The following is a 12374-nucleotide window of genomic DNA, read 5'->3' on the forward strand; positions in this document are numbered from 1 at the left end:
CGCATCATTCCGGAGTCGGGGCGTCCGCGCGGGCGGAACGGTGTTGTTGCTCGGCAAGGAAATGCGCGATGTCCGCGGTGGCCGGGTACAGCTCCCGATAACGGGCGTAGAACTCCTCGTACGGCCGACCCGGATCCGGCTGCACGGTCTCGACGACGGGATTCCAGCCGGAGACGTCGACCCCGTCCGCGACGGCGGCCAGCATGGCGTCGCCGAGGCTGGCGCCGATGCTCTCTCGGGTGACCTGCTGCGGCAGCCCGGTGACGTCGGAGACGATCTGCGTCCACAGCCCGCCCTGGGTGCCGCCGCCGACCGCGACCAGCCGCCGGGCCGCACCACCGGCGACCCTCATCGTCTCCAGGTTGTGTCGCACGCCGTAGGCGATGCCCTCCAGTACTGCGCGGTACAGTTCAGCGGGCCCGTGGGACAGCGTCAGACCGGCGATCACACCCCGCGCCGACGGGTCGAACAGCGGCGTCCGCTCGCCCGCGAAGTACGGCAGCACAAGCAATCCCCGACTGCCGGCGGGCACTTCCGCCGCCCGCGCAGCCAGGTCCTCGAACGAGCCGCCGACCAGTCCCCGCAGCCAGTCGGTCACCGCACCGGACGTCGCCATGCCGGCGGCGAGCGTGCTCGTGCCGGGAAACACGCCGGAAGTGGTCCACAGCCCCGGATGCGGCCGCGGCTCGTCGACCACCTGCACGAGGAACATCGTCGTGCCGTACATGACCATCGCGTCGCCGGGCTCCAGCACGCCGACGCTGGTCGCCTCCGCCCACGCGTCGATGGTCCCGGCCGTCACGGGTAGCCCCTCGGGCAACCCGGTCGCAGCGAAGGCGGCCTTGCTCACATGCCCGACCACCTCGGTCGGCCACACCAGCTCCGGCAGCGGCAGCCCCGGCGCGACGACGGAAGCCCAGTCATCGGCCCACTCCCGCCGGCCCAGGTCGTACAGCGGCGAGCACTGGCTGGCCGAGTGGTGGTCCAGCACGTACCGACCGGTCAGCCGGTGCACCAGGAACGACGAGGCCATCAGCAGCATCCGGGTCCGCGCCCAGACCTGAGGCTCGTTCACGACCAGCCAGCGCAGCTTCGGCCCCACGGCCTGGCTCGTCAGCGGCGAGCCACCCCGCCGCAGAATCTCGTCACCGCCGAACAGGTCCGTCAGTTCCGAGATTTCCACGGTTGCCCGGGTGTCGACGCCGTAGAGGATCGCCGGTCGCAGCGGCGTGCCCTGGGCGTCGGCCGGCAGCAGGCACGGACCGATGCCGCTCACGGCCAGCCCGTTCAGCCGCGCCCCGTCGGCCGCCCGGACCAACTCGCGGGCGATGTCCACGAAGTCACGCCACCACACGTCCTCGGCGTCGTGCTCGAACCGGCCGGGCACCGGCGTGGACACGGCGTGCGGACGGGTCACGCGGTGTCGGACCGTGCCGTCCACACCGAGCAGAACGCCCTTGGATGTGGCCGTTCCGATGTCGATCCCCACATACATCCACCTATCCTCGACGACATGGATCAGATCGCGATCGTTGGCGCGTCGGCGGCGGGCCTGACGGCGGCGGAGACGCTGCGCCGGGAGGGCTACCAGGGCCGGCTGACGCTGGTCGGCGACGAGGCGCACGTGCCGTACGACCGCCCGCCGCTGTCCAAGCAGGTGCTGGCCGGCCAGTGGGAGCCGGAGAAGACCCACCTGCGCAAGGACGAGCAGATCGCCGACCTGAACGCCGAGTTCCGGCTGGGCGCGCCGGCCGCCGGGCTGGACCTGGACGCCCGCGAGGTGGTGCTGGCCGACGACACCCGCGTCGGCTACGACGGCCTGGTCATCGCCACCGGTGTCGCGCCCCGGCGGCTGCCCTTCGGTCACGACCTGGAAGGCGTGCACGTCCTGCGCACGCTGGAGCACGCCACCGCGCTGCGCACCGAGCTGCTGGCGCAGCCGAAGACCGTGGTGATCGGCGCCGGTTTCCTCGGCGCCGAGGTCGCCGCCACCGCCCGCACGCTGGGCCTGGACGTCACGCTGGTCGACCCGCTGCCGGTGCCGATGGCCCGCCAGCTGGGCGAGACCGTCGGCAAGATGCTGGAGGAGCTGCACCGGGCCAACGGCGTGCGGGTGCTGATGGACACCGGCGTCGCCGAGATGATCGGATCAGATGGTCACGTCATCGGAGTTCGGCTGACCGACGGTAGCGTGCTCGACGCCACCTGCGTGCTGGTCGCCATCGGCGCGACCCCGGTCACCGATTGGCTCGCGGGCTCCGGCCTGATGATCGACAACGGCGTGGTCTGCGACAGCCGCTGCCAGGCCGCGCCCGGCGTGTACGCGGCGGGCGACGTCGCCAACTGGGAGCACCCGCAGTACGGCCGGATGCGGTTGGAGCACCGGATGAACGCCACCGAGCAGGGCATGGCGGTGGCCCGCAACCTGCTCGGCGCGGACCAGGAGTTCGCCCCGATCCCGTACTTCTGGACCGACCAGTACGACGCCAAGGTGCAGGCGTACGGCCTGGTCGGCGAGGGCCTGGAGTACGCGGTGGTGGCCGGCGACCCGGGTGAGCGGAAGTTCGCCGCCGTGTACGGCCGCGACGGCGTCGTCACCGGCGGGGTCGGCTGGAACCTGCCGCGCGAGATCCGCAAGCTGCGGCAGTCCGTGGTCGACCGCGCCCCCATGCCGTGAGGGCAGGCGCCTGATGCCCGGCTCGGCCTTCACGCCCGGCTCCGAGTTCGGCGCCGAGCTGGAGCGTCTGCTCACCAGCCGCGGCATGTCCTGGCGGGTCCTGGCCGACAAGGTCGGCTACACGCCGAGCTGGCTGAGCAAGGTCAAGAACGGCACGCCGCCGTCGGCGGAGCTGGCCCGGCGCTGCGACCAGGTGCTGGACGCGGGCGGCCGCCTGATGGCGCTGGCCACCGAGTCGGTCCCGTCCCGCCCGGCGCAGCTGCCGGCGGCCGCCGCCCGGTTCGTCGGCCGCGAGCGGGAACTGGGCCTGCTGCACGAGGCCCTGGTGGACGACCGCCAGCTCGGCACGCCCGCGGTGATGGCGGTCGACGGCTCGCCCGGTGTCGGCAAGACCGCCTTGGCGCTGAAGCTGGCCCACGACGTGGCGATGCAGTTCGTCGACGGCCAGCTGTACGTCGACCTGCGCGGCTACTCCCCCGACGGCGGCCCGGCGCGGCCGACCGACGTGCTCGGCGACTTCCTGGCCGCGCTCGGTGTCGCCACCGACTCCATGCCGGCCGACCAGGAGCAGCGGGCCAAGCTGTTCCGGTCCCTGGTCAACCAGCGGCGGCTGCTGATCGTGTTGGACAACGCCGCCGACTCCGTCCAGGTCGAGCCACTACTGCCGGGTTCCGGCTACTGCGCGGTGATCGTCACCAGCCGGCGGCGGCTGTCCGGCATGGCCATGCGCACCAACGCCCGCCAGGTGACGCTGGGCCCGATGACCGGCGCGGAGTCGCAACTCCTGCTGCGCAACGTCATCGGCGACGACCGCGTGGACGCCGAGCCGGCGGCGATCAGCGCGCTGGCCAAGCACTGCGCCCACCTGCCGCTGGCGCTGCGGATCGCCGCCGAGCGGGTGGCCACGCACCCGCATCACCCGGTGGACGAGCTGTTGGAGGAGCTGGACTCCGACGAGCACCGGCTGGACGGCCTGGCGACCGACGACTCGCTGGCGGTGCGGTCGGTGTTCTCCTGGTCGTACCGGGACCTGTCGAGCGAGTCGGCGCGCATGTTCCGGCTGCTCGGCGTGTTCCGGCGCGGCCAGATCAGCACGCCGGCGGCCGCCGCGCTGGCCGGCGTCTCACCGGTGCAGGGCCGCCGCCTGCTGGAGCGGCTGGCCAGCGTGCACCTGGTCGAGGGCGTCGAGCGCGACCGCTACCGGATGCACGACCTGCTGCACGTCTACGCCGCCGAGCTCGTGCAGTCCGAGGAGACGGAGCAGTCCCGGCGCGAGGCCGCGATCCGGCTCACCGACTGGTATCTGCGCACCGCCGAGCGTGCGAACGAGGCGCTGGCGCCGTTTCGCGTGCACATGCTCGAAGTGCCGACTTCCGGGCCGAGCGTCACCCCGCTCGACTTCCACACGCCGGTCGAGGCGCTGCGGTGGTGCGACGGGGAGGTCGCCAACCTGTTGCCGGTGATGGAGACCGCGCTGGCGTACGGGCTCGCCGGCACCGCATGGCGACTGTGCATCGCGTCCTGGGACTACTTCCGGCTGCGGATGCCGATGGGCGTCTGGGTCGCCACGCACGAGCTCGCCGCGCAGGCGGCGCGGGTCGAGGGCGACCGGTTCGCGGAGGCGTGGGTGCAGACGAACCTCGCCGTGGCCAAGCACCGGCTGCACGACTTCGACGCCGCGACCCGGCTGTACGAGGAGGCGCTGGCCACCAGGCGGGAGATCGGCGACCGGCACGGCGAGGCGTGGACGCTGGCGGGGCTCGGGCTGCTCGCGGCCGAGCAGCGCGATCCCGATGGGGCGGAGCGGCCGGCGCAGCAGGCGCTGGCGTTGTTCCGCGATCTTGGCGACCGGCACGGCGAAGTGACCACCATGGCCACTCTCGGCGAGGTCCGGCAGCTGCGCGGCGACAACCACGGCGCGCTCGTCACGTTGCACGAAGCGCTCTGGGTTGCGCAGGACAGTGACGACGCCTCGGATCAGGCGGAAACGCTGCTGAAGATCGCCGGCGTGTACCTGGCCGACGGGCAGCCCGGCCGCGCGCTGGACAGCCTGGACCAGGCGCTGGTCGCGACCCGGGACGTGCGCAACCGCATGCTGGAGGCGGGCGTGTTGTTCCGGCGCGGCATCGTGCTGCGCGAACTGGATCGCACCGGCGAAGCGAAGGAGTCGCTGGCCGCCGCGCTCGCGCTGTACGAGGAGGTCGACGACCACCGCGCCGGCGACGTGCGGGCCGAACTGGACGCCCTCGGCTAACTGAGCACGACTCGACGGGTGACGCAGCCGACAGCAGCGGACCGACGATCGGGTGTTTCCACTTTTGCTCAACTCGTCAACACTGTTGCGGCGCCGCCGCGTTCGCCATAGTTGAATGGCGGTGCCGTCGTCGACGGGCGGGTCCACTGGGGGTGGCCCTGCCCGTCGGCGGTAAGGGACCGGCCGTCAATTCCCCCGGGGCAGGTCGAAGAACACCATCGGGTTGTCGCGGCCGGAGCGGATCGGCTCGTCCAGGCCGAGTTCCCGTTTCACGGCAAGCAAGGCCGCAAAGGTTTCCGGCGCCCGCCGGGCCGACGGCGTGAAGTAGTCGATCTTTCGTTCGGTCAGCCAACGAACCAACACCGCGCCCTCGCTGAACGGCATCGGCCGCCGGCCGTGGAACACGTCGTGCACGCTCACCGGCGTCCCGTTCAACCGGCTGAACAACTCCGCGATGTACCACCGCGCGAAGCGCGCGCTGTGCGCCGCGTCCAGGAACAGGTAGTCGATGTCGGCCGGCAGTCGAGTTTCCCTCACATCGCCCTTGCTGAACGTCCACCGTTGCGCCGCAAGGTCTTCCGGTACCGACCGCAGCACGTGGTCCACGACGTCGTAGGAGAGCAACCGACCGAACCCGTTGTCCCGCAACGCACTCAGCAGCCACGTCGTGGACCAGCCGTGGAAGGTGCCGATCTCCACCACCGTCGCCGGCCGCAGCTCGCGCAGCCGGAGATAGGTCAGCTCGGCCTCGACGTCGTCGAGCTGCGCTCGGATTCCCGGCAGCCGGCGGCGCTGCTCGTCGCGCACGGCGGCGAGGTCGTCGGCGTACTTGCGGTACAGGTCGCAGGCGGCGGTGAGGTCCACCCCGGAACGGTATCGCCCCGAGACGCTACCGCCTCGGGCCCTTGCCCAGGACCCGGCCCAGGCCGCGGACACTGCGCTCCAAGTCCGAACCGAACGGGTTCTCGTGCACCAGGTACGTCCAGGTCGCGGTCGGCCGGGCCAGGCCCTCACCGGCCAGGTCAACGCCGTCCTCGGTGATCTTGGCCGTCTCGAAGGTCTCGACGGTCTTCTCCCACGCGGTGCGGAACAGCGCCTTGAACGCCGGGATCGCCGCCCGGTGGAACTCCGCGATCGGGCTCTCCCGGGACAGCGCCCACAGGTGGATGCCCTCGCGCAGGTCGGCCAGCATGGCCAGGTGCTCGGCCCAGCCGCGGTCCAGGTGCAGCAGCGCGATCTGGCGGGCCACGTCGACCAGGACCTCCTCGCCGACCTTGTCCAGCACCTCCCGGTACCGGTCCGGGCTGTCCTTCTGCAGCTCCCGGGCGGCCAGGTCGGTGCGCAGCAGCTGGTCGCGGCGCTCGCCGAGGATCTTGCGGTGCTGGGCGGAGAGCTGGTTGTACCGCCAGGTGTTGGCGTGCATCTCCAGGTTCTCCGCCTCGGCCACGCGCTGGGCGTGGGCGATGGTGTGCGGGGCGAGCTTGTCGGTGACCAGGCCGCCCTCTTCGATCTTGGACGGGCCGGGCTGGTCGGCCGCGAACTGGACGACGATGTCGTCGCCGAAGCTGGAGAAGAACACCGACCGCCCCGGGTCGCCCTGCCGGCCGGCGCGGCCGCGCAGCTGGTCGTCCAGGCGGGAGCTGTGGTGCCGGCCGGTGCCGATCACGTACAAGCCGCCCAGCTCGGCGACCCGCTCGTGGTCGGCGCCGTCCGCGCCGCCGAGCCGGATGTCGGTGCCGCGGCCGGCCATCTGGGTCGAGACCGTCACCGTGCCGTACTGGCCGGCCTCGGCGACGATCGCCGCCTCCTCGGCGTCGTTCTTCGCGTTCAGCACGACGCAGGGCACGTCGACCTCGGCCAGCCGCGCCGCGAGCGCCTCCGACTCGGCCACGTCCTGCGTGCCGATCAGCACCGGGCGGCCGGTCTTGTGCGCCTCCACGATCTCCTCGACGATCGCCGCGTTCTTGTTCACGACCGTGTCGTAGATGCGGTCCGGCTCGTCGACGCGGACGCACGGCACGTTCGGCGGCACCTCCGCCACCTGCAGGTCGTAGAAGGTGCGCAGCTGGTCGGCCGCCGCGAGGGCGGTGCCGGTCATGCCGCAGACCTTGGGGTAGCGCTTGAGCAGGGCCTGGACCGTGATCGTGTCCAGCACCTCGCCGGTCTCGCTGGCGGCCAGGGCCTCCTTGGCCTCCACCGCCGCCTGCAGGCCGTCCGGCCAGCGCTGCAGCCGGGCCACCCGGCCGCGGGAGGGGTTGATCAGCTGGACCTTGCCGTCGCGGACGATGTAGTCGACGTCGCGGCGGAGCAGCACCTCCGCGTGCAGGGCCACGTTCACCGCCGGCAGCGTCGTGCCCACGTGCTCGGCCGAGTACAGGTCGATGCCGCCCAGCGCGCGTTCCACCGCCTCCGCGCCCGCGCCGGTCAGGTAGACGTTGCGCTGCTCGTCGTCGATCTCGTAGTGCATGCCCGCGCGGAGCAGGCGGACCACGTCCGGCAGCTCGCGGTCCGGCTCACCGGCCGCCGCCGCGCCCGCCAGCACCAGCGGCACCCGGGCCTCGTCCACCAGCACCGAGTCCGCCTCGTCCACCAGGGCCACGCCCGGCTCCGGCGACACCAGGTCCTCGACCCTGGTCGCCGTGTGGTCGCGCAGCTCGTCGAAGCCGATCTCGCTCACCGACGCGTACGTCACGTCGGCCGCGTACGCCTCGCGGCGGCGGTCCGGGTCGCAGGCGCCGCTGATCCAGCTCACCGTGACGCCCAGCAGCTCGTAGAGCGGGCCCATCCACTCCGCGTCGCGGCGGGCCAGGTAGTCGTTGACGGAGACGACGTGCACCGGCCAGCCGTGCAGCGCGTAGCCGGCCGCCGTGATCGCGCCCGCCAGCGTCTTGCCCTCACCCGTGGCCAGCTCCACCACGCGGCCCTTGAGCATCCAGCCCGACGTCAGCAGCTGGACGTCGAACGGCCGCTCCTTCAGGGTGCGGCGGGCCGCCTCCCGGCCCAGGGCCAGCAGCTGCGCGAGGTCCTTGTCGTCGTAGTCGCTGCGGTCGTCCTTGCGCAGCTTCCCCGCCGCCTCCGTCAGCTGCTCGTCCGTCAGCTCCCGGAGCTCGTCCTCGCGCGCGCCAGCCGCGGCCACCACCGCGTGCAGCTTGCTCGTCTCGCGAGCCACCGCACGGCCCTGTAGCAGCCGCCAGAACCCGGTCGTCAGGCGCTTCTTGCGCTCCCCCGCCACAGCACCTGTTTACCACCCCGACACACCACCTCGCGCCCGTCGACCGTCCGAAGATCGCCCGGTCGAGGCCGATAAGTCCCCTTTGTCGGCTAAGCGGTGTCCGCCAGGGGCCCGTCCGACAGCAGATCCCGGAGGTGCGCGGCCGTCTCACGGACCTCCCGCTCCCAGACACGCCGCCGATCGTCCCCCTGCTCGGCCGCGTCCAGCTGGGCAAGTACCCAGCTCCGGATCAGCGCCGTCGGCTGCACCCCCCGCTCGGCCGCCACTCGCCGCAACTGCTCGATCCGATCCGCCGGGATCCGCACGCTGTACACCGCGCTCGGGTTCTTCGGCGGCACCTCGTGCCGCACCCACTCCACGTCAACATCCCGCGCCGCCTCGGCGTCGAGTGCCGCCTCCGTCAACCTGTCGTCTGCCATCAGTCACACCCTCTCGCCGTAGATCGCACGCGTCCGACGGTCGGCCGGCCACGCGGTGGCGATCCGCCAGACCCCGCTCGGCGGATGGTCCTCCGGCAACACCACCACGATCAGCACTCGGCCCATGTCACGCGAGCGGCCCACGATCCGGATCGCCTCCCTCGTTCGCGATCCGGCGATCGCGCGCTACCAGCCGGCGTGGGTCGAGCGCCGCTTGGACAGCATGTTCGGGCGCGATGTCGACCGCGCCCGGATACCGCAGCGAGCGCCGCAGGTGTGTCGGGTCGGGCACGTACACGACATCGATCGGTAGGCGCTCGAGCGGCACACCGTCGTAGAGATCGTCACTCACGACAGCACGTAATACACGGTATTACACCGGCCGATCGCGCGCATCCCCGAGAACAAGCCAATCGAGTGCAATTACACTCGGCGACAGCAGAAGGCCCATTACTCGCAAGAAACACGAGGAACGGGCCCAGTCCAACTACCGTGCGTGACAGTCAGGCCGACCGCTCGGCGCGTTCCCGCCGCTGCGAGTCGCGGGCCTGCTCCGGCAGCCGGGGGTGGTCGGCGAGCCGGGTGAGGCGGCGGGACTCGGTGATGGCCTCCCGGTAGACGTCCTCGAACGTCGCCAGGGTGGTGTTCATGCCGTGGGTGCCGATGATGGCCAGGCTCTCCTTGCCCATGCGCTCCCGCTCGGCGTCGTCGGAGAACAGCTGGGTGAGGCGGGCGGCCAGGGTGGGGACGTTGCCGGGCGGGAAGAGCCAGCCGTTGCGGCCGGGGCGGGCCAGGTGGGGCAGGGCCATCGCGTCGGCGGCGACGACGGGCTTGCCGGCGGCCATGGCCTCCATGGTGGCGATGCTCTGCAGCTCGGCGATGCCGGGCATGCAGAAGGCGTCGCTGGCGGCGTAGGCGTCGAGCAGGTCCTCGTCGGAGATGAAGCCACGGAACCGCACCCGGTCGGCGATGCCGAGCTGGCCGGCGAGCTGCTCAAGGGCCTCGCGCTTGCTGCCGTCGCCGACGATCTCGGCCCGCACCTTGAGCTCGGCCGGGATCAGCGGCAGAGCCCGGATGAGCTCGTGGACGCGCTTCTCCTCGTCGAGCCGGCCGACGAAGAGCACGGTGCGGTGGTCGGGGTCGGGCGACACCGGCCGGTTCTGGTAGCGGTCCAGGTCGATGCCGCACGAGATGGCGCGCGCCTGCAGGGTGAGCCCGTTGTCCATGAGCAGCTGCACGGCCCGCGGCGTCGGGGCGGTGACCACGTCGGCCTTGGCGAACTCCCGGGTCACGTCCCACCAGGCCAGCTTGGACACGGCGTTGCGCAGCCAGCCCGGCACGCCCACGTGCCCCAGGATGTTCTCCGGCATGAAGTGGTTGGTGATGACCAGCGGGATGTTGTCCCGGCCGGCCATCCAGATCAGCGCCCGGGTCAGCAGGAAGTGCGACTGGGTGTGGATGACGTCCGGCTTGATCTCGGCCAGCAGCGGCTCCATCGCCTTGCGCGACTGCCACGGCCAGGCCAGCCGGAACGACGGGTGGAACGGCGTCCGGTACGCCCGCAGCCGGTGCACCGTGACCCCGTCGACGACGTCCACGGACGGCCGCCCGGTGGGCGAGGGGCACATCACGTGCACCTCGTGGCCACGGGAGGCCAGCCCGGCGGCGAGCGTCTGGGTGAACCGAGCCGCCCCGTTGACGTCCGGCGGGAAGGTCTCGGCGCCGATCACGATGCGCAGTCCGGAGGCCGCCTCGTGCCGATCGGGCACCTGGGACCAGGTCATTTCGTACTCCCGTCGTAGTGCTGGGTCATCCCGGGCGCGACAAGCTGCCGGTCGCCGTCGACGACTGTATTAGCTGGTGGTGTTGACGCAGGCCGACGCAGCGTGAGCACGACCACGCCCGCGGCGGCGACCACGGCGCAGAGCAGGGCGGCTGCGGCCACAGACGGCGGTGTGTCGGTGGCCTCACCGAGCAGCACGACGCCCAGCCCGACGGCGACCAGCGGGTCGATCACGGTCAGGCAGCCGATGACGACCTCGGGCGGCCCGCTGGCGTAGGCGTGCTGGACGAGCCAGCCGCCGACCAGGATGCCGACCGCGATGCCGGTGACCTCGGGCAGCGGGAACACGCCGCCCTCGGTGAGCTGCTTGCCCAAATCGAGTTGTTGCAGCAAAGCCCGCATCAGCAGGGACACGTAGCCGAAGCAGACGCCGGACGCGGTGGCGAAGCCGAGGCACCGGGTGGCGCCGGTGTTGAGCGCGGCGATCGCGGTCAGCCCGCCGACCACGCCGATGACCAGCACGGTCGCCCGCAGCTCGACGTCCGGCGCGACGACTGTGGCCTTCGCCTCGGTCGCGGCCAGCAGCACGAACGCGATGGTGCCGACGGTGCTGGCCGCGACGGCGCCGACGGCGACCCGGTCCAGTCGGATGCTCTCGATGCGCACGGACATCACGGTGGTGAGTGCGAGGGCGAGGATGCCGATCGGCTGCACGACGGACAGCGGCGCCAGTCCGAGCGCGGTGGCGTGCAGCGCGGCCCCGGCTCCGGCGACCCCGATGCCGGCCAGCCACAGCGGCTGCCGGGCCAGCCGCAGCAGCGCCGCGAGCCGTAGCCCGCGGTCGTCGGCGCACTCGTTCAGGCCGCCGTGCTGCAGCCTCGCCGAGACGGCGTTGCAGCAGGCCCCGAGCACGGCCAGGGTGATCGCGAGCGGGATCATCGAGCACCGCCCTCGACCAGGCCGGCCTCCCGGCGGCGCTGCGCCGCCGGCCCCGCGCCCCGCCACAACGCCGCGCCCAACACGAACAGCAACGCCATGTCGATACCGAACAGTATACGCTCGGCGAGTCCGAGGTAATTCCTGACGAATCCGAGGAACGGCAGCATGTCGGGTTCGTTGATGGCCAGCTGAATGAGCGCGAACGTGCCGAGCACGATTGTGCTGGCCATGGCCAGGCGCAGCACGACCGGCGCGAACCGCTCCCACCCCCGGGTCAGCTGACACCGCCTGGCCAGCAGGAATCCGGCGGCGGACAGGCACGGGAAGAAGAAGATCGCGGCCCACCGGTGCACCGCGCCGGAAATGGACTGGATTCCGTCCGTCGGATCCGTCGGAAAGACGAGAGCGACCGCGAGACCCAGGCACCAGATCGAGACGAGCACCGTGAGCACGGTTCCCCGAATGATTCCGGCGCTGGCCAGTCCGACCATCAGTGCAATCGAACCGATGGTCAGCGCCACCAGGCTCGTGTCGAAATACCGGGCCCCCTGCTTGGCGAAAACATAGTCACTGATCGTGTGCTTGATCGGATTGAGCTGGCCGCTGGACTCCAGGTGCAGGTACACCATCGGCAGCAGCGCGGCGACAAAGCTGACGATCGCGAGCAGCGCCCACGTTCGCCCCCCGTCCCTGGTTCGGCCCCCAGCCGCACGGTCGCTCACGGCGTCGATTCTCACCTCATCCGCACACACGGGTCCATGGGGGACACCCCTGGTTCGGAGGTGGGGAAAACCCCCGAACCGCCGGGGTCGAACTCCACCCGGCGCAGGTGACGGGCCACTCGACTCGGTGAGGAGTTGGTGAATCCCCGGTCAGCGGCACCGTACTGCCCGACCGACAGCACCCCGACAGGATCGACAGCGTGGCGACCCACACTATCGAGTGTGATGCGTATCACATTCAATTAAGGTCACGATCAGGTTTCGAAAGGAAAGTTGATCTTCACGTATCTCAGCGTTCTCTCAGCTAATCGCTTATCGCTTTCCTGTCGTGTTCACCGAACCCCTTGC

The 12374-nt window shown here is 71.3% G+C and carries 11 protein-coding genes; 2 read left to right on the forward strand and 9 right to left on the reverse strand.

The genetic code is table 11. The annotated features are described in order from the left end of the window. Window positions 1-4: 4 nt before the first annotated feature. Window positions 5-1495: an FGGY-family carbohydrate kinase gene (locus BJ998_RS11525; RefSeq protein WP_184861037.1), complete on the reverse strand. Its 1491-nt coding sequence runs from the start codon at window positions 1493-1495 to the stop codon at window positions 5-7. Between the two features lie 18 nt (window positions 1496-1513). On the opposite strand from BJ998_RS11525, the gene BJ998_RS11530 reads away from it, so the two are divergent. Then, window positions 1514-2677 carry an NAD(P)/FAD-dependent oxidoreductase gene (locus BJ998_RS11530; RefSeq protein WP_184861039.1) on the forward strand — a complete coding sequence of 388 codons (1164 nt, stop codon included), beginning with the start codon at window positions 1514-1516 and terminating at the stop codon, window positions 2675-2677. Window positions 2678-2690: 13 nt separating this feature from the next. Then, window positions 2691-4931 (forward strand): helix-turn-helix domain-containing protein, encoded by a 2241-nt coding sequence (locus tag BJ998_RS11535; protein ID WP_184861041.1) that lies wholly within the window; start codon window positions 2691-2693, stop codon window positions 4929-4931. 186 nt (window positions 4932-5117) lie between these two features. Here BJ998_RS11535 and BJ998_RS11540 read toward each other — a convergent pair whose 3' ends face one another. The 8 genes from BJ998_RS11540 to BJ998_RS11575 form a co-directional block, all read right to left on the reverse strand. Continuing rightward, complete coding sequence (locus BJ998_RS11540; protein WP_184861043.1) at window positions 5118-5795, reverse strand: class I SAM-dependent methyltransferase; 678 nt, start codon at window positions 5793-5795, stop codon at window positions 5118-5120. Window positions 5796-5820: 25 nt separating this feature from the next. Then, a complete protein-coding gene (gene secA2, locus BJ998_RS11545; protein ID WP_184861045.1) occupies window positions 5821-8163 on the reverse strand; it encodes an accessory Sec system translocase SecA2 in 2343 nt (780 codons plus the stop codon). An 89-nt stretch (window positions 8164-8252) separates the two neighbouring features. Beyond that, complete coding sequence (locus BJ998_RS11550; protein WP_184861047.1) at window positions 8253-8582, reverse strand: hypothetical protein; 330 nt, start codon at window positions 8580-8582, stop codon at window positions 8253-8255. A 3-nt stretch (window positions 8583-8585) separates the two neighbouring features. Continuing rightward, entirely contained in the window at window positions 8586-8726 is a 141-nt protein-coding gene (locus BJ998_RS11555; RefSeq protein WP_184861049.1) for a hypothetical protein, read from the reverse strand. Then, window positions 8710-8934, reverse strand: a complete 225-nt coding sequence (locus tag BJ998_RS11560) for a hypothetical protein (protein ID WP_184861051.1) — start codon at window positions 8932-8934, stop codon at window positions 8710-8712. Before BJ998_RS11560 ends, BJ998_RS11555 begins: the two co-directional genes overlap by 17 nt. Window positions 8935-9085: 151 nt before the next feature. After that, window positions 9086-10366, reverse strand: a complete 1281-nt coding sequence (locus BJ998_RS11565; RefSeq protein ID WP_184861053.1) for a glycosyltransferase — start codon at window positions 10364-10366, stop codon at window positions 9086-9088. Then, entirely contained in the window at window positions 10363-11304 is a 942-nt protein-coding gene (locus tag BJ998_RS11570) for a DMT family transporter (protein ID WP_184861055.1), read from the reverse strand. The genes BJ998_RS11565 and BJ998_RS11570 overlap by 4 nt, the downstream gene beginning before the upstream one ends. Further along, window positions 11301-12026 (reverse strand): DUF998 domain-containing protein, encoded by a 726-nt coding sequence (locus BJ998_RS11575; RefSeq protein ID WP_184861057.1) that lies wholly within the window; start codon window positions 12024-12026, stop codon window positions 11301-11303. The genes BJ998_RS11570 and BJ998_RS11575 overlap by 4 nt, the downstream gene beginning before the upstream one ends. Between the last annotated feature and the right edge of the window lie 348 nt (window positions 12027-12374).

Source organism: Kutzneria kofuensis (assembly GCF_014203355.1).
Taxonomy (GTDB): Bacteria; Actinomycetota; Actinomycetes; order Mycobacteriales; family Pseudonocardiaceae; genus Kutzneria; species Kutzneria kofuensis.